Below are 18,643 nucleotides of genomic sequence, written 5' to 3' on the forward strand. Positions count from 1 at the left end.
TACGGTATCAGTATGCCCGCGTTAACTCCTGCTCGGAAGAAGTCTTTTGGTTTTTCCTGAATTATTTGTCCAGCCAGTCTTTGAAGGCTGAGACTTTCTCCCGGGAGATAATGAGCTCTTCGGATTCATAATGCTTGAGGTATATTTTTAGCCGGGCATTGGAATGTACAGCAATATTTTTGATGGCATCAAATTGAATAATCGTGCTTCGATTGATCCTAAAAAATGCTTTGGGTGACAGTTGCGGTGTTAGTGCGTCCAATGTCTGATCCAAAAGATAGTTTCCATTTTCGTTGGTATAAAGGTAAGTGCCTTTGTTTTCGCTGTAAATGCATTCAACTTGCTGGCTTGTCACAACTTTTAGACTTTGGCCGATTTTGATTGTAAAGCGTTCCTTAAATGTTGGGGCAGGGTTTCTAAACAACGCTTGAAGCGATGCCAGATCAAACTGGGGATTGGGGCGTCTAAATTGGCGGAATTTTTCAATTGCATTTTCCAATTCTTCATCTTCAATTGGCTTCAGCAGGTAATCGATGCTATTTTGTTTAAAAGCACGCAACATATATTCATCGTATGCGGTGGTAAAAATAATGGCCGAACTGGGTTTCACCTGCTCCAGGATGTCAAATGAAATCCCATCCGCGAGCTGAATATCCAAAAAAAGGAGGTCTGGGTCACTGTTTGACATAAACCACTCAATGGATTCTTCCACAGTTTGCAGTACAGCAGATACGGTGTAACCGAGTTCCTCAAGTTTTCTTCGAAGTAATCTCGCCGATGGAAGTTCGTCTTCTATAATTACTATTTTCATTACTTTTTTACGTGGTTATCGATCATCAGACCGTTGTATTGCTTAATTTGTTGAATCGTTGTGCCCATGCTATTGTTTTTGCTGTGCTTAGCTCCCGCATGTTTATTAAGAGCAGGTTACTTTTAAAAGACTATTTCATGGATAATAGGCAGTCCGACAGAAAATAATAGATCACTTTCTTGAATATACACAGGTAGATTGGACAGTATAGCATAACGTTCCTGAATATTTTTCAAACCGATTCCCGAATGATCATGGAGCACTTTCTTTTTTTGAAGATTGTTTTCAACATAGAGGTAATTATTTTTTCTATAAATCTTCAATAAAAGCGGCTTCCTGATCGAAATAATATTGTGTTTGATTGCATTTTCGATCAGTAATTGAAGGGAAAGCGGTAATATAAAACCAGTATGCTGTTCCGCATTGATCTGTAGATCGATCTGTATACCGGTTTCGAAGCGCAGACTCAAGAGGTTTAAATAAGCCTTTGAAAAAGTAAGCTCTTCCTGTAAAGAAACGAGGCTTTTGTCCCTTTGTTCCAATACATAGCGATATATCTTAGAAAGGTCTGTCGTAAACATGCTGGCTTTTTTAGGGCTTTCCTCAATTAATCCATTCAATACATTCAGGCTGTTGAACAAAAAATGTGGGTCGAGTTGATTCTTGAGCGACTCAAATTGTGCTGCTATTTGTTGTTTTTCCTGATGAGATTCTTTGATTTGGTAATCTTTGAATCTTTTATAGAAATAGAAACCAAAAAAAATCATTGAAATGCACCAAGATATCATCGCGGTTTGAAAATAATATGCAACACGTTGTTGATGAATAAATTGGTGGAAACGCTGAGCGAAATTTTTGGGAACACCAGGGTTAAAAAGTCCGGAGAAAAAAGCATTGACAATAAAAACGACCAGTACGGTCAAGAAAAAACTGATACTGTAAAAAACAATCATCTTCTTCCCAAAATCTTTACTGTTCGGGTACTTTTTTCCGACCCATTTTGATAGATAGCTGTGACCCAGAAAGAGAAAAAATCCATATAGTAAACCTCGGACCATATTAGGGTGAAAGATGATGGATACCCAAGGGACATCATTATGGTCAAGCTTGGCCACAACCACAAAATAGATGGTCACGACCAGGCTTGCGAGTAGTGCTTGTATAATCGCTTTAAATAGTGCTTTTTTCACAACGTGTTATTTGCATTCCTTTACGAGTTGTTCTGCCCGATCTTTGCCCCATGAAGGTGCAAATGGCGTAGTAATCTTCTCTTCACCGAATAAAGATAGTGCTTTCTTTACATCCTCACATTCTTTGTTGGTATCCTGGTTAAAATATTTTTTTGCGTTTATTTGGAATTCCGCTAGTCCCAATACAGCCCGGGGGTTGTTTGGCGCAAGGGAGATGGCTTTTTTATATAGAGCTATAATCTTAGGCGAAAGCTCTTTGGCTTTTGTCATGGGATCTGTGATCATCAATGCTGTTTGGTTCATCGCTTTCAGTACAAGCCATTCTGAATTGTTGTCCTGGGAGCTATTGTTTAGTATTTCTTCTGCAGACTGAATATATTTTGCCTGTGTCTCTTTATTTTTCTCCCTAAAGGATGCTGTTGTCAGTACCATTGCCTGATAATAGGCAGGAATCCAATTGTCCTTTTCTGCCTGTGCAATACGTTCTAAAAGAGCGGCCGCTTTTTGTGTCTCTCCCGATTGCCATAGACTCATGGCTTGTCCCATATTTTTTTCAAAATTGCCTTGTGCAAACGCGCTGCCGCTTATATGGCAGATGAGGACGATAATAAATGATTTCATGATCTTTCGTTTTAGTTTAAATATTTTTCTAAGTTATTGCTGTTGTGTTTGATGTATATGTTATTGATTGTTATTGAAGTTGGCAATCCTTCGCTGCAAACAGAAATAATTTTGGATGGACCGACATATTTCGATGATGTGTTGATGCTTATTATAGATTGTCCAATTGATTGTCCTTTTCATTTTTACTAATTGTCCAGAAATAACCTAGGAACACAAAGCGCTTGGCGGTAGGGACAATCGGTCTACGGTCATAGATTCCTTGTGAATTTGGTCGGTCTGCATATTGATAGCCATAGATTGGGCTAGCGCCAAGAACATTACTGACGGAGAAATGGATAATTTTTTGCTGGCTATAAAGGAACGACCAACTCATAGAAAGATTATTGTAACCTTTTGTATGGCTATTCATAAATACTGTTTGATTGGGATCATTGTAATTTCTGCCGGATACAAACGAATTTGTCACACTGAGCTGTGAACGTAGACTGGGTAGCCAGTATTTTCCAACGATATAGAAACTGTGTTTGTAGACATAAGGGGGAGTAACTGTTGTCGGATAATTCGCGTCATTTCGCTTACTGTCCGTATAAGAATATGAAATCCAGTATTGGAGGTTTTTGATGCTGCTGTTGTTTTTGTAAAATAGGTCAAAGCCTTTGACCTTACCGCTTCCGTTATTGTCATATTGGGTGTCGTAATTTGGCGTCGCACTGTTGTATTTTACCAAATTGTTGTATTCTTTATGATAAGCTTCTAATCGAAGTAAGTGCCCTCCACGGGCATAGAAATAATTTGCGATATAGTGATTGGCTTCCATCCAGCCAAGCTGAGGGGCATATTTTAATAGAGGTGTTGGTGCCTGCTGATGGAAGTTCCCATAGGCAAGTGAGAGCTGCGTATATTTATTTAATGCGTAGCCCAGCGAAGCTCTTGGTTCTAAAGTGTTCTTCGACTGCAAATTGGAGGAGGTTTCTCGTAAGCCGATTTTCCCGATTAAGTTCGGGAGGATGCCGAAGGTCGTTTCCGTAAATACGGCGGTCATCTTGCTATGATACCCGTAGTGATAACCAATGGTTTGTCGGTGATATTCTTCTTGATAATTGGTGTCGAAATATTCTATTCCGCCAATACTTTTAATCTTATTGTTCCAGACCTTACTTAGCATTCCTTTTAAGTGAAGACTTTTTTCTTCATTAGGTAGGTAAACGTCATCGTAGTGCAGCTTATCGGTCAGGTAGCCTAGGCCAATGCCGGACTGGAAAGTCCATCGGTTTCCCAGATTCTGACTGTAACTAATGTTGGCGTAGGCATTGTTGGATTTCTTTTTCAATGGGACAGGTTGCTCATAATTGATGTCTGCTTGGTAAAGTCCCATATTTTCGAAATTGTATGCCCCATAGATATTTAGAAAGCCTTCTTTAAACTGATGGCGATAGATCATTTCTCCGGAGGCGTTTTCATAGGGTTTTGTCCATTTGATATCTGGCGTAATAATTTTGGAATAAGGTTTTAAGTTGGTATAACTGCTGTTGAAGGTGAGGGAGTTTTTGCCCCATTGTAAGGTATGTCCCAAACCTAGTCCAACGGAAGATAGTGAAAACTCTGTTTTGCGCTGTTCTATGGTATTTTCGGTGTTTAGGGCTAGAATGCTGGACAGCGCATTACCAAATTCTGCCGAATAACCACCTGTAGAGAAATTTACGCCTTTAAAGAGCATGGGTGAAAATCGACCCCTTACAGGAACTTCATTTGGTGTTGCGATGTAAGGTTGGGCTACTCTGATTCCATTGATGTAGGTCTGTGTTTCTGAGGCATCTCCACCGTGAACCATAAGACGTCCATTTTCTCCCCCAACCTGTGCACCGGGCAATGTTGCTAATGCGCTGATGATGTTTCCCATGCTGCCTGCCGTAGTGACAATATCCAATGGACTCATTACCGTGTTTTTTCCGGAGCTATTGGCTTGTAGCACCCCTGCCTGAATCGTGACTTCCTGTAGGCGATTCTCACTTTCTTGCATTTGAATAATAAGCAATTCTTTCTGAGGAAGCTGGATAGACTTACTATATGTTGGGAGGCCCACAACAGACGCTTTCAGCATTTTAGTACCTTGTTCACTAGTTTCAAACATAAAGTTTCCAAGCGAATCGGTCGTGCCGCCATCATAGGTGCCTTCAATAAAAACATTGGCTAAATATATCGGTTTGCCGTTTTTGCCCAGTACTTTCCCTTTTAAGATAGACTGTGCCGATACGATGGTAATACTTAAAAATAGTAAGGTTAATAACAGCTTCATTTTTCTTTATTTTTATTCAAATATCAGCGGCTGTAAGTGCTTCTGCGAAAAAGAGTGGATGGAATGTCAAAATATCATGACGAATTGCAGGATTCCAACTTTATGCTGTAAATTGATATCGAAAAGCAAAATTTCCTTCCAAAATAAGTTCCGCAATGGAAAGATGGGAACGTACTATATTGCTTTTATATGCGATGAAGTTATAGGGATATAAAAGCCTTTTATTTTCGTTGGATATTGAAAATGAGAGTTTAAAATTAAGTCAAAAAAAATGCGAATAACCATTTTAGATGACTATCAAGATGCTGTCCGACAGCTGGACTGTTTCAAAATTCTTGATGGTCACGATGTCCAAATATTGAAACAGTCCTATGCAGATCCGGCTTTACTGGCGGAAAAATTAAGCGATACGGAAGCGCTAGTGCTCATCAGAGAACGGACCCAGATTACAGAAGATCTGTTGTCCCAGCTTCCCAAACTAAAGTTGATCAGCCAAACGGGCAAAATTTCAAATCATTTGGATTTGGCTGTTTGTAGCAGCTTTCATGTGGCTGTTGCTGAAAGTATGGGTTCTCCTGTCGCTCCAGCTGAATTGACCTGGCTTTTGATCATGAATGCACTCCGAGGTTTACCTAAGGCTCTTTCAGATATGGACAAAGGCCTATGGCAAACGAACATAGGAGAATGTGTCTCCGGAAAAACAATAGGGATATGGAGTTATGGAAAAATAGGGAAGCGAATAGCGCAATATGCAAAGGCTTTTGGTGCCCAAGTAATTGTTTGGGGAAGCGAAAATTCCCGAGAAGAAGCTGTAAAAGACGGTTTTTTAGCTGCAACAAGTAAATCCGATTTTTTTCATTTTTCAGATGTTGTTACTTTACACCTTCGGTTAGTGCCTGCGACGCGAGGTATCGTAAAGCTCGAAGATCTCCGGTCTATGAAGCCGACTGCACTTTTTGTCAATACTTCCCGTGCAGAGTTGGTTGAAGAGGGTGCACTATTGACCGCGCTCGAAACAGGTGTTCCGGGAATGGCTGCGGTAGATGTCTATGAGTCCGAGCCAGTCTTTGATCCTAACTATCCTTTATTGCAGCTACCAAATGTGCTCTGTACGCCACATATTGGCTATGTGGAGAAGAATGGTTATGAACGATTATTTAGACTTGCTTTTGAGAATATTGTAGCCTTTTCCGAGGGTAATCCACAGCATATCGCTAACCCCGAAGTCTTGACCCGCTAATTAAATGAATCGGCTATATATAGATGAATAATTTTACACATTTAGAACAACCAACAGGTCGAGTTATTGTGGTCGGCGGTAAGGAATATCTTTTTTTCGGTGGAACTTCCTATCTAGGGCTGGCAACAGATCAAGCATATGCTGCTATTTTCATAGAAGGTATACAGCGATATGGTATTAACAATGGCACTTCACGAAATAATAATGTGCAACAGGCCATATTTGATAAAGCGGAAGAATATGCTGCAATGCGTTTTGGTTTTGAAGCAAGTCTGTTGCTCTCAAGTGGATATCTGGCGACTCAATTTCTTGTAAGAACCTTGGCGGCTGAAGGCGAAGTATTGTACGCACCCGCATGTCACCCTTCTTTATGGTTAGATAAAAAGCCTGCAGCAACTGGACATTTTGTTGACTGGGCCAATGCAACGATCGAGTATATCAATCATTCAGCCCAAAAATCATTTATCATCGTTAGTAACAGCTTGGACAATATGCGCCCGGAATTATACGATTTCACTGTTTTCAATCGTATTGATCCGGGCAAAAAAATTATACTGCTCTTGGATGATTCTCACGGAATAGGAGTTTTGCGCAAGAATGGCATTTCATTAGATAAGAGTAGTTTTCAACAGGTTAATATTGAGCTGATTGTCGTCGCATCCTTGGCGAAAGGCCTGGCAACAGATGCTGGATTGATTTTGGCCGATGAGGAACGAATTAAGTATTTCAAGCGATCAAACTTTTATACAGGGGCTTCTCCAAGTTCGCCAGCGAGCTTATATGCATTTATCCATGGAGAGCAGATCTATTTACGGCAATTCGAAAAGTTGCAGTATAATATTAATTCCTTCAAATCACATATGGGGTCTGAATTAAACGCTGTTGCTAATTTTCCGGTGTTTTCATCAACGGATACGGGCCTTTATGCGAGGCTGATGAATGCGGGAGTACTGGTGTCAAGTTTTCCTTATCCCCTTGCTACAGATCCCCTATTAAATCGGATTGTGGTAAATGCACACCATACCAAGGCGGATTTGGATCAGCTAAGTCATGCAATTGGCATATATTGATTTTTATATGACAACTAATAAGTCAACATCTTGTAAATTAGATAATTGTTTTTATTTTTGAGGTTTATTTAAGGGTTGGTCAAACGTAATGTCTCGTTAATTGATTGTAAATGTTTGGCTTTTGGAAGCTTATTTATCAAAAAAGTATTTAAATAATTTCCATTACTCATTTTAAAACAATACTTTTGCATCCCCAAACATTAGTTGGCTTAAGGGTTGAAAAATAAATAATTACAGTAAAATAGATATGACTAAAGCAGAAATTATTGCAGAAATCTCTACCAAAACTGGCTTAGAGAAGGTAGATGTTCAAGAAACCGTAGAGGCGTTCTTTAAAGTTGTCAAAAACGCAATGATCGGAGGAGAAAATGTATATGTAAGAGGTTTTGGTAGCTTCGTAGTCAAAAAAAGAGCTGAGAAGACTGCAAGAAACATTTCAAAAAATACAGCAATCATTATCCCTGAACACTTTGTTCCTAGTTTCAAGCCAGCAAAAATTTTCGTAGAGAAAGTAAAGAATGGCAATAAATAATCTTTAAAATAGATTAAAATGGCAAAAACCAAACAGATAATAGTCATAGGATCAGTAGTAGCCTTGGTTGCTGTGCTTTTAGCGCAGCCTATTAAAGGTTTGGTGAACAAAGAAAAACAAACTGCTGCAGCATCTGAGTCGAAGCCGTCCAATGAAGTAAATTTGGAAAATATATCTTCGATGACAAAACAAGGTTTAGATGCTAGTTTAGTCAAAGAAATTTCCGATATTGAGGGCCAAGTTGCAAAAGCTTCTGGAGAGGATAAGATAAAGCTGTTGCAACAGTTGGCAAATAAGTGGGATGATGTCGCAAAACCAGCCCCTCAGGCTTTCATCTATGAGGAAATGGCGAAGGTTTCACCGAAGTTTGAGTATTGGTTGAAAGCAGGTAATGCTTATCGTGCCGCTTATACAAATTTGCAGGATTCTACTTTAGCTCAAGCGTTGAATCAAAATGCTATTCATGCATATGAGGCTGCGTTAAAAGCGAATACAAGTAGTTTAGATGCAAAAACAGGGTTGGGTGCCGCAATGGTATCGGGAACGAACAACCCTATGGCAGGTATTGCCTTGTTGCGAGAAGTCGTTGCTGCCGATCCTAAAAACTTAGAAGCAAACAAAACTTTGGGATTGTTTTCATTACAATCCCGTCAGTTTGACAAAGCCATCGAGCGTTTTAAGACCGTTATCGATCAAAAACCCGATGCTGAGTCATACTTTTACTTAGCCACAGGCTATGAAAATATTGGGATGAAAAAGGAAGCCGTTACAGCTTTTCAAAAAAGTAAGGAACTGGCAGCCGATCCTTCCCTATCACAATTCATCGATCGAAAGATTGCCGAATTGAGCAAGTAATTAATTTATTATTTATAATCATTAAAAAATTTAGCTATGCCAAGCGGAAAAAAAAGAAAAAGACACAAGATGGCTACTCACAAACGTAAAAAACGTTTAAGAAAAAATAGACACAAGAAAAAATAGTCTTGTGATAAGCTTTTAAACATCTTGGCCCATTTTGCTGAGATAGCTTTACGAAACGATCTACATGTCTGTGAAGGGGATGTAGATTGTTTTTTTCGTAACAACGTTCTTTAAATGTTTAATCGGATACCCAAGATTGCGATAGGATATTGCATAGGTATCAAAAATGAGTAGCTTTTGGTAAAGGAATTAATTATCGATTCAACTCCTGATAAAGGGGTAACTATTGCTTTACTACAAGATAAGCAGCTTGTTGAACTTAACCGCGAGCCCGCAAATAATAACTTCGCTGTTGGAGATATCTATCTCGGACGTATCAAGCGAATTATGCCTGGGCTTAATGCAGCTTTCGTAGATGTAGGCTACGAAAAGGATGCTTTTCTACATTATTTAGATTTGGGTCCTCAAGTTCAATCTTTGCTAAAGCTTACGCGTATAGTGAAGAATGGCAGTTATCAAGAGAAACTGCTCAATAGTTTAAAACTTGAAAAGGATATCGATAAAGCTGGTAAGATCTCTGATGTCTTGAGCAAAAATATGCTCGTGCCAGTACAAATCGCCAAAGAACCCATTTCAACAAAAGGACCGCGTCTGAGTTCAGACCTTTCAATAGCAGGTCGTTTTGTCGTTTTGGTACCTTTCTCAAGTACTGTTTCCATTTCCAAGCGTATCAAAGGTAGTAATGAACGCAACCGCCTAAAAAAGATTGTCGAAGGGATTAAGCCAGCTAATTTTGGTGTTATCATTCGTACAGTTTCCGAAGGTAAGGGTGTTGAAGAACTACAACGTGACTTATTGGACCTGATCTCAAAATGGGAACTATTTACCAAACGTCTTCGTAATGCTGAACCGCCTCAAAAGGTTCTTGGCGAAATGGATCGTGCATCCACTATTCTACGGGATATTTTGACAGACGAGTTTTCACATATTTATGTTAATGATCCTTCGATCTTCGAAGAAACAAAATCATATATACACGATATATCTCCAGATTTGGAGAAAATTGTCAAACTTTATAAACATAAAGAGCCAATTTTTGATCATTTCGGAGTTGAAAAGCAAATCAAGGCAGCTTTTGGCAAAACGGTAACATTGCCTGGTGGTGCGTATCTCGTAATTGAGCATACCGAAGCCCTGCATGTCATTGATGTCAACAGTGGTAACCGTTCTGCGAATAAGGAGAATCAGGAAGACAATGCATTGCTGGTCAATATGGAAGCAGCAAAAGAAATTGCGCGACAGCTGCGTTTGCGTGATATGGGCGGAATTGTAGTCATCGATTTTATCGATATGCATAAACCCAATCATCGAAAAGAGTTGTATACGTTCTTAAAAGAATGTATGGTAGCGGATAGAGCGAGACATACGATTTTGCCTCCAAGTAAATTTGGATTGGTTCAAATTACACGTCAGCGCGTTAGACCTGAAATGAATATTGTCACAAACGAAAAATGTCCGGCTTGTGATGGTACAGGTGAAATCCGATCAAGTATTGTCCTTATGGATGATATAGAAAATAATTTGAGCTTTATTCTTCAAGAACAGAACGAAAAGAAGGTGACCTTATGTGTTCACCCTTATATAGACGCCTACATTAAGTCTGGTTTGATTTCTAAAAGAATGAAATGGTTCATGAAGTACGGAAAATGGATTAAAGTAAATCCAATGACGTCATATTATCTAACTGAATTCCATTTCTTCAATGCGAAGGATGAAGAAATTAAGTTATAATAGAAAGAGATTAACGAAAAGGGTTAGTAGTGATACTAACCCTTTTTTGTTTTTATAGCATTTAAATTCCTATAAGAAACCTATTTGATATGGTAAATTCCCCTAAGGAGAGCCGTTCGTCCCCGCAGTTCATAACGATTCTGCGACTGTACATTGGCTGTTATGGAGTTTGTTTCAAAACTTTTTATATTGGCTAGGTTGCGTATATCCAGTTCAAAATCCATTCCCCATCGACTATATCTTGTCATGACGTTGCAGAATAAATAATTTGTATTCTTATAATCAGGCTGTTTGTTAAAAAGGTGCTGAAGATTCCATTTAAGTAATACTGATTTTGTGATATTGATGGGGAAGTTCATCGATTGCGTAATAAAAAGAATACGACGATCTGACGATGCATTGCCCTGGGAAGAAAATGATAGATTAATGGAGCTATTATAATCTAGTGCTATCCTTCTGAAAAATTTCTTGTTGAAAGCAGGTTGTAGTTCATAAGAAGTAATGGCAATGGGTAATATTTCCTTGTTAAATAACTGATTGTAGTTTGATCGTCTCCAATTGAATTTCAGTTTGAATAGGGCCCCTAGCTTGAATATATATTTATCAAGACCGATGGTAGCTGTATAGCTGTGCATAGAATTTTCTTTTGCAATCAGTTGTGTCGCCGTCAATGAGTCTGTAACTGTAGTGGCTATTATATTGTTTGTTGAGTGAATTTCATAACCTAGTCCAAAATGAAAAAACAGTAATTTAACCGATTGTCCCAATTTATAGTTCAAGAAAAAATCATTATTTCTGCTCACTGGATTGGCTGAGCTATTATAAGATCTAGTTCGGTAATTTTGGATAATCAAACCGCGATAAACAGCATCTATATTTCCCAAGTTGTTGCTATTTTTATAGGAAAATGCAAGTTCATCATCATAGCCAATATGGTATCGAGCGCTAAAGCTGGGTGTAAATTGGATGAGATTTTTCCAATTATTGAGCTGATAATTTTTGTCTTCAAAACGGGTATGGATAAAGGCGACAGGCAAGGATAAATTTGATTTAAAACGCTCTTTATTCCAAGCATAATGTGCATTGAATTCACTGGATGTGCGTAACCAATTCATTCTATTTATTGTTGAATCTAGCAACGGATTGAAAATTTTTTCTCCCTGTAGGAGTTCGATTTTAGATTCAAGGCGTTGATTTTCTAATTCGAGCTTTATACCGTAGTATTGGTTTATTTTACCGCTGGGGAGGCGATATCCCAGCGAAGCGACAGTATTGAAGGTCGGTACATTGACATGTTGGATTATCTTATCAAATATGACTGGATAAAACAGGTCATTGAATACTTCGGTAGAACTGCGTAGTCTCTGGGGCTTTGTATAATATTTACTAGACCATTGAAGTTGGATAATATTTCCATTTTTAAGCTCCGGCACATAAATCAGTTGATTGTTGATCGTTTTGGACCTATGATGAATATTGTTGTCGATCGGTATTGTATCTGATGAGATACTCGATTCGGAATCCTCACTATTTAGCCCCATTGTTAAGGAATTTTTAAAGTAAAAATGATCGGTATTGCGCTCAACTGTCACTTGCCCGGTCGCGGCCTTAGTGTTAATTTGTGCAATCTGAATCTCATGGAATGAAATATCCCCCTTTTCAGTATAATAGGTGTTTTTCCCTTCATAATGAATGTTGTTTCTGTCATATAATCCCTGGATATTCGTACGTAGCGACCAGTCTTTTTTAATCGGTTTTGAAAAATTGAAATCGAAAAGGCCGGTCTTATTCTGGAGGTAATCTCTTTTCTCTAAAGGAGGGCTGCCGATTGTTCCTAAAGAAAGTAGATTGTCAATTTTTGCCTGTGATCTCGTTTCTTCCATGTAAATAGCAAGATCCTGACCGATGTTATTTGCTTTCAGGGCATTGAGAAATTTCACTTTTTTGTTAAACATCATCGTGTTTAGATCTCCATCGAAATGTTTGGGAGTTCCCAATCCGAGCATTATGCTACCGGACGGCTTTAGTTTAGCTTCTTCTTTTATTACCAGGTTTAGCGCAACATCATCACTATACCTTTTATTTTTGAGCAATTTAATATGCTCATGATGAGATATGACTTGTATGTCTTTAACTAAATCTGGGGATATTGATTTTGTCCCCAAACCGTATTTTTCAGCCAGCAAATCATCCCCATCGATATAAAAGTTTGAAATGGATTTGCCCTGGTATTTCACTTCACCATTTTCAAGGACTTCCAGCCCAGGCATTCGCTTCAATACATCGCCGATAGTTCGATCATTGGGGTCAGCAAATCCAGCCATGTTGTAGGTGAGTGTGTCCCCGCTGCGTGCTATTTTAGGCGCACTTTTGATCTTGACTTCCTCCAATAAAATAGTGGTTTGTTCGAGTATGATTTGAAGGTTGCGTAGTTGGCTCCCAAGTGTTTGGCTGAAACGTTTGTACCCGATATGGTTGATCTCTATGTAGGCATTTGTTAGATCCTTGGATGTTATCATTTCAAAATGCCCAAGAGCATCCGTTATTTTAAAGGAAATTACTTTTCCATCACTAGATTTTAGATTAACGCTTGCTGCGCGAATACCTTGCTTACTCGTGTTATCTAATAAAACCCCGGAGATCTGATGTTGCCCATAACAGAAATAGCCGCATAGCCAAAAACAGACAAACAGCACAAAATTTTTGGGCATAAACTATGGCGCTAATTCGATAGGATTGTTTGTTTGTGTTGAAGGGGCTTGACCTTGAACATCGAAGCTGATTTGAACTTTAGAATAATCGATCTGAAAAGGGTTTGCGCGACCAGTTGCCCCAAGTGTTTCATAATAGGCGCTGGGATTCTCTTTAAATGCCGTTTTTAGTCTTTGAATTTCCTCTTTTTTTGCGGGTATAACACTTTTTGAAGGCTCAATTCGAAGTGATTGGTCCGAAGGTTGTTTTTGAAAGCCGGCATATTCCCAGCTGACGTCGTTTTTGGAATCTTGTACCGAAAGAATAAGCCCCGGTAGTCCATGTAGCTTCCATGGTCCAAAAGAAAATGGCAGTTCTGTCGTAAACCAAGCCGTGTAATCCCTTCCTTTAAATCGACATGTGGCCTTTTGACAAAGGTATCCACCGATAGTTTTAGTTTCATCTGTTATTTCCCAGTCCTGGCTTTCGTAGGGAGCTTCGCATGAATAAGCATCTGCCGGAGACGATATTCCCGCTATATGAATGGTCTTTTTTAAAGAAGGATAAATAATGTATCCATCCAGAACCGGGGGACTAGCAGGCATTTTTAACGTTAAATTGCCGTCAAAATCTTGAGCTGCAGTTTTGGCATCTAACTGTTGTTTGACGAGAATATCTGAGTAGGTTCTATAGAGACTACTTTCTTTACCGAGATAGGTGACTGTTTCATCCGTTAGCTGTACCGCATTTTTGGTCGTATCGTTGTTATGTTTAAATTGATAATGAACTTCGGCGATAACTTTTTCTTGTGCTTTCAATGAAAATAGGGCACAGACAAGCAGTGCAAAAATAAGCGATAATGTTCTCATCACAATTGTTATAAGGTTCTTTTAAAAATATGAAATTTTTTTTATGATAGAGAACAATTGTTATTTTTTTTAAACCCAATGGATAATTATACCGTCTTTTTCCATTTTTCGGAAGTAAGTCATTTGCCTTTTGGCATAGCGATGTATTTCTATCTCCAATTTTTTGGTAAAGGCCGGGTAATCGAGCTGTCCAAGGAGATGGAGAGAAGCATATTTATACTCCAAACCATAGTATTGAAGCTGTTCGTGTGTAATCCCTTCGGTCAGGAGTTTTGCCACTTCTGCTAATAAGCCATCATTCAATCGTTGTTTTAATCTTTGGCTAATGTGTTCGCGTCGGATTTCCACTGACGGATTTAATCCGATAACGATGCTATCTACCGTTTGTTGCTGAGCGATGTGATCGGGGTGAGTATCTAAAAATGCTAATATTTCTATTGCGCGGATGATACGTTTTTTGGTCGAAAGATCGATTTGGAAATTCGCGGGTAGTGTATATTCCCGAAGGCGTTTTAACAACTCTGTCTCTGGGAGGGGAAGTAATGACTCCTTGAGCCCTTCGATCGATGGGATCAACGCATATGGATTTTGTTGGATTACACTTTGGATATATAAGCCTGTACCACCACAAAGGATAGTATGTTTTCCCCTTTCTAGAATGGATTGTCGAGCTTGATGGAAGTCAGCGATAAAGTTTCCGAGATGATAGCGTTCTCCCGGTTCATGGGTGTCGATAAGATGATAGGGAATATCTTGATATTCCGATAGATCTTTTCCCGTACCGATGTCCATTCTTTTATAGATTTGGCGGGAATCTCCACTGATGATTTCAGCATCGATGCGTTGCGCCAGTTGAACGGCTAGTTTCGTCTTTCCTGAAGCTGTAGGTCCTAAGATAACGATAACTTTCTCTTTCGGAACGGTTTGCTGTTCCAAAAGAGAAAGTGTATATTTTAATCTGTCTATCACAGAACAAATTTAGTCCATTTTTCTGTTCCTTCGTTATTTTTTACGACAGTATCGATAAAAGCCATGCCTCTTACGCCATCGTAAACTGTTGGAAAATCTTGTTGTTCAGCTGTCGGAATTTGTCCTTCACGTTTTGCCGTAACTGTTGCCGCAAAATTACGGTAGATATTCGCAAATGATTCCAATAAGCCCTCTGGGTGACCTGCTGGTACGCGGGTATTATGTGTTGCAAAAGAACTCAACGTATAAGGCGCTGCGTAAGCATTTCCTGTGCGATAAAGCTGACGAGGCTGATCAAGCATCTTGATGATTAAATTGTTCGGATCCTCATTTGCCCATTCCAATCCACCTTTTTCACCGTAGATACGGATACGAACGGCATTTTCTTCTCCGGCTGAAATTTGCGAAGCCATTAATACACCTTTAGCACCATTTTCGAAACGCAAAAGCACCGAGCCATCGTCATCCAATAGACGACCTTCAACAAATGTTGTGAGGTCTGCACATAGTTCTTGGATTTTTAACCCCGATACATATTCCGCTAAATGCGCAGCATGGGTACCGATATCACCCATAACCAACGATTTACCTGAGCGTTTCGGATCTGCACGCCAAGCGGCCCCGGCATTACCTTCGCGTTCTGTTAGTCGGCTTAACCAACCCTGTGGATACTCAACCACAATCTTTCTGATCTTACCGAAGTGGCCTTCTTTGACCATCGCTTTGGCTTGTTTAACCATCGGGTAGCCGGAATACGTATGCGTAAGACACAGTGTGCGGCCTGTGCGCTCTACTGTTTCCTGTAATTCTTTTGCTTCTTCAACAGATACTGTCATTGGTTTTTCAACAACAACATCAAAACCTTTTTCTAGCGCTAATTTAGCTGGAGCAAAGTGTAGAAAATTGGGGGTTACGATCGTTACAAAATCCATACGCTCGCCTTCAGGAAGCAAAGATTCTTTTTCGATCATCTCTTCATAGTTTAGATAGACACGCTCAGGAGCTACAAATAAGTCTTCTCCAGATTGTTTTGAAATCTGTGGATCAATACTAAATGCACCACAAACCAGTTCAATCTTGCCATCCATAAAAGCAGCAATACGGTGTACAGCGCCAATAAAGGCATCGTTTCCGCCTCCGACCATACCCATGCGAAGTTTTCTCTTCATAACGTTATTATTTTTGATTATTTATTTTTCAAACCCTTACAGTGTACAATATACACAATTTAGCTTATTTTACATATAAAATCATCTTGATGCTGCCCATATTTTCCTTTGGAAAGCCATTCGGATATTGTTCCATTAATATCTTTAGCTCTTCTGTATTGCGATAAACATATCTTTTTGTCTCTGCTATCCAAAAGTTGATAGGTGCAGTTATTTCCTTCGCAACAAACCCAATTTTTTCGAGCGAAGAATGTTGGCTCCAATCACGGTCGGTGAAAGTCATAATGTCTCCTGGCGAGAAATCGCTACAAAAGGCTTTAATTAATTTGCTAAGGCCCCCTATGACATTAATACCTGTTTTATTACAAAAGCGTAATAGTTCAAATGAGCGATAATCTTCATCTTTATCCAACATTCGGCGCCCTCCAGAGAATACCGCGACCGCAACAAGCTCTCCCTGTTCATAAAGGCCATAACGATACTTGCCGGGAAGAGCGGTTTGTAAATGATGTTCCACGAGGAACTGTAAACTCGTTCTTTTGTCGATCCGGGCAACGACAGTATTACGGGCGTAAATGCGTTTGTCATTTTTTGTTCTAGAAACGATGCGCCTGACGATCAAATCAAACTTTGTTATTAATTGGTCTTCATCGATATGAATACAAGGATCGGAAGTATCACGTCTCACGGATTTCTCGTGAGGGTATAGTAAAATGTTAATTGTTAATTCCGGAGATGATATTTGTATAAATCTATCAACATGACAAAGCGCTAATGAAACTTCAAGAGCTTGCTCTAGCCTAAGCTTGAACTGTGTCGACAAATTTATAAACGAAGGATTCATAAAACAAAAGTAACTTTTATGGAAGTTTTGACGAAATATTCACTTTTAATAATTATCCGTACCTTTGTACCCAAGAATATAATGGAGCGACAGCGTATCCTTGTTAAAAAAGTACAATGACTCAGGATGAGCAATTAGCCTGACATGATCTAAAATAAAAACGTGCTAAAATTACAACAGGCGCCAAGTGACTTTAAAAGCAAACAGCGTGTAACGAGCTCAGGTAGAAATGAGTATCGGCACTTATAAATAATTATAATACATATGAAACTTCCGATAGTGGCGTATGGCGATCCTGTATTAAGAAAGGTCGCTGAAGAAATAGATGAAGACTATCCAGATTTAAAGAAATTGATTGATGATATGTTCGATACCATGTATGCAGCGCATGGTGTTGGCTTGGCAGCTCCACAGGTAGGTTTGCCTATACGTATGTTCGTTATCGATGCAACTCCTTTCGCAGAAGATGATGAAGAAAACAAAGAAATGCTCCAATCGTTCAAAAAAGTTTTCATCAATCCCATCATGGTTGAGGAGTCTGGTGAAAAATGGGCTTTCGGTGAAGGCTGTCTAAGTATCCCAGATATTAATGAGGACGTATTGCGTCACCGGAATATTCGCATCAATTACTTAGATGAGAACTTTGAAGAGCATGAAGTAGACTTAACAGGTTTGGCTGCCCGAGTGGTACAGCACGAATATGATCATATTGAAGGTAAACTATTTACCGACAAATTGAGTGCCTTGAAGAAGACGATGCTAAAAGGTCGATTGGATGCTATCGCGAAAGGAAATATTCGTGTTGGTTATAAAATGAAATTCCCACAGCAAAAGAAAAAGCGTTAGTTCATACTAACGCTTTTTCTTTGTCGCTTCCTTCTAGTCCGTCTTTTAATCCATTTTTAATATGGATTCGGTCATCCAGTGTGACGTGTTCTAGAAAGTTTACGTGCTAAGAGGGACTTTCCTCAATCCAAGCGGGGTAAATACAAACGATATTTAACGGCTGTCATTCGTATTAAAAAGACAACAGCAGCCCCAATAAATGCCGCCCAGGAGAGGTCGAGATCAAGGTGCACCAGCAAGATATATGTGAGCCCTCCACCTAAACAGGCCGTAGCATATACTTCTTTTTTAAAGATTAGTGGGGTTTCGTTGAGTAGCACATCGCGTGTCATCCCCCCACATACCGCGGTGAACATTCCAAAGATAATGGCAGCATAGGTATTGCTTTCGTAGTTGAGTGATTTTTGTACCCCAAGGATGGTAAAAAAGCTAATTCCGATGGCATCAAAAAGTGTCAACGTACGATAATAACTATACAACTGTTTATTGAAGATAATGGCAATTAAAATTCCGAGGAAAATAGCGATGAGATAATTGCTATCATTGACCCATACTGGGCGTAGATTCAAAAATACATCCCGCATCGATCCACCGCCAATGGCTGTCACAAACCCTAAAAAGGCTGCCCCAAAAATATCAATATCTTTACGTTTTGCCGACAGGGTACCCGATATTGCAAAAAATAAAGTGCCAAGCAAATCGCTTAGATAAAAATAGTTGGCATCAGTAATCATGGTAATCCTTTTTAAATCAATATGTTAAATCCTCCATCTGACATTG

Annotated in this window: 16 protein-coding genes; 6 read left to right on the top strand and 10 right to left on the bottom strand. The window is 39.3% G+C overall.

Annotated features, from left to right (window positions below; all coding sequences use genetic code 11):
- Positions 1 to 61: 61 nt before the first annotated feature.
- The 4 genes from B3E92_RS24060 to B3E92_RS24075 form a co-directional block, all read right to left on the bottom strand.
- Positions 62 to 811: a LytR/AlgR family response regulator transcription factor gene (locus B3E92_RS24060; protein WP_286898519.1), complete on the bottom strand. Its 750-nt coding sequence runs from the start codon at positions 809 to 811 to the stop codon at positions 62 to 64.
- 122 nt (positions 812 to 933) lie between these two features.
- Entirely contained in the window at positions 934 to 2,001 is a 1,068-nt protein-coding gene (locus B3E92_RS24065) for a sensor histidine kinase (protein WP_112375140.1), read from the bottom strand.
- 6 nt (positions 2,002 to 2,007) lie between these two features.
- Complete coding sequence (locus B3E92_RS24070; protein ID WP_112375139.1) at positions 2,008 to 2,622, bottom strand: tetratricopeptide repeat protein; 615 nt, start codon at positions 2,620 to 2,622, stop codon at positions 2,008 to 2,010.
- A 151-nt stretch (positions 2,623 to 2,773) separates the two neighbouring features.
- Positions 2,774 to 4,921, bottom strand: coding sequence for a TonB-dependent receptor (locus B3E92_RS24075; protein WP_286898524.1), 2,148 nt, complete (start codon positions 4,919 to 4,921; stop codon positions 2,774 to 2,776).
- 271 nt (positions 4,922 to 5,192) lie between these two features.
- Between B3E92_RS24075 and B3E92_RS24080 the strand changes: the two genes are divergently transcribed.
- From B3E92_RS24080 to B3E92_RS24100, 5 genes are all read left to right on the top strand, one after another.
- Complete coding sequence (locus B3E92_RS24080; RefSeq protein ID WP_286898525.1) at positions 5,193 to 6,161, top strand: D-2-hydroxyacid dehydrogenase family protein; 969 nt, start codon at positions 5,193 to 5,195, stop codon at positions 6,159 to 6,161.
- Between the two features lie 23 nt (positions 6,162 to 6,184).
- A complete protein-coding gene (locus B3E92_RS24085; RefSeq protein ID WP_286898527.1) occupies positions 6,185 to 7,231 on the top strand; it encodes an 8-amino-7-oxononanoate synthase in 1,047 nt (348 codons plus the stop codon).
- Positions 7,232 to 7,478: 247 nt separating this feature from the next.
- Positions 7,479 to 7,763: an HU family DNA-binding protein gene (locus B3E92_RS24090; protein WP_046673299.1), complete on the top strand. Its 285-nt coding sequence runs from the start codon at positions 7,479 to 7,481 to the stop codon at positions 7,761 to 7,763.
- 18 nt (positions 7,764 to 7,781) lie between these two features.
- A complete protein-coding gene (locus B3E92_RS24095) occupies positions 7,782 to 8,618 on the top strand; it encodes a tetratricopeptide repeat protein (RefSeq protein WP_070562796.1) in 837 nt (278 codons plus the stop codon).
- A 303-nt stretch (positions 8,619 to 8,921) separates the two neighbouring features.
- Complete coding sequence (locus tag B3E92_RS24100) at positions 8,922 to 10,475, top strand: Rne/Rng family ribonuclease (protein WP_046673301.1); 1,554 nt, start codon at positions 8,922 to 8,924, stop codon at positions 10,473 to 10,475.
- Positions 10,476 to 10,555: 80 nt separating this feature from the next.
- On the opposite strand, the gene B3E92_RS24105 is transcribed toward B3E92_RS24100, so the two are convergent.
- From B3E92_RS24105 to B3E92_RS24125, 5 genes are all read right to left on the bottom strand, one after another.
- Entirely contained in the window at positions 10,556 to 13,186 is a 2,631-nt protein-coding gene (locus B3E92_RS24105; protein ID WP_286898529.1) for a hypothetical protein, read from the bottom strand.
- Between the two features lie 3 nt (positions 13,187 to 13,189).
- Positions 13,190 to 14,035, bottom strand: coding sequence for a GLPGLI family protein (locus B3E92_RS24110; RefSeq protein WP_112375134.1), 846 nt, complete (start codon positions 14,033 to 14,035; stop codon positions 13,190 to 13,192).
- 69 nt (positions 14,036 to 14,104) lie between these two features.
- Positions 14,105 to 15,004 carry a tRNA (adenosine(37)-N6)-dimethylallyltransferase MiaA gene (miaA, locus tag B3E92_RS24115; RefSeq protein ID WP_286898531.1) on the bottom strand — a complete coding sequence of 300 codons (900 nt, stop codon included), beginning with the start codon at positions 15,002 to 15,004 and terminating at the stop codon, positions 14,105 to 14,107.
- A complete protein-coding gene (locus B3E92_RS24120; RefSeq protein ID WP_070562808.1) occupies positions 15,001 to 16,173 on the bottom strand; it encodes a Gfo/Idh/MocA family protein in 1,173 nt (390 codons plus the stop codon). The genes miaA and B3E92_RS24120 overlap by 4 nt, the downstream gene beginning before the upstream one ends.
- A gap of 64 nt (positions 16,174 to 16,237) precedes the next feature.
- Positions 16,238 to 17,017, bottom strand: a complete 780-nt coding sequence (locus tag B3E92_RS24125) for a hypothetical protein (protein WP_146753077.1) — start codon at positions 17,015 to 17,017, stop codon at positions 16,238 to 16,240.
- Positions 17,018 to 17,281: 264 nt separating this feature from the next.
- Between B3E92_RS24125 and def the strand changes: the two genes are divergently transcribed.
- Entirely contained in the window at positions 17,282 to 17,863 is a 582-nt protein-coding gene (def, locus tag B3E92_RS24130) for a peptide deformylase (protein ID WP_286754250.1), read from the top strand.
- Positions 17,864 to 17,985: 122 nt separating this feature from the next.
- Here the strand turns inward: def and B3E92_RS24135 are convergent, their stop codons facing one another.
- Positions 17,986 to 18,597 (bottom strand): trimeric intracellular cation channel family protein, encoded by a 612-nt coding sequence (locus B3E92_RS24135; RefSeq protein WP_286898532.1) that lies wholly within the window; start codon positions 18,595 to 18,597, stop codon positions 17,986 to 17,988.
- Positions 18,598 to 18,643 lie beyond the last annotated feature (46 nt).

It is taken from the genome of Sphingobacterium sp. UBA6317 (genome assembly GCF_002440385.1).
Lineage (GTDB): Bacteria > Bacteroidota > Bacteroidia > Sphingobacteriales > Sphingobacteriaceae > Sphingobacterium > Sphingobacterium multivorum.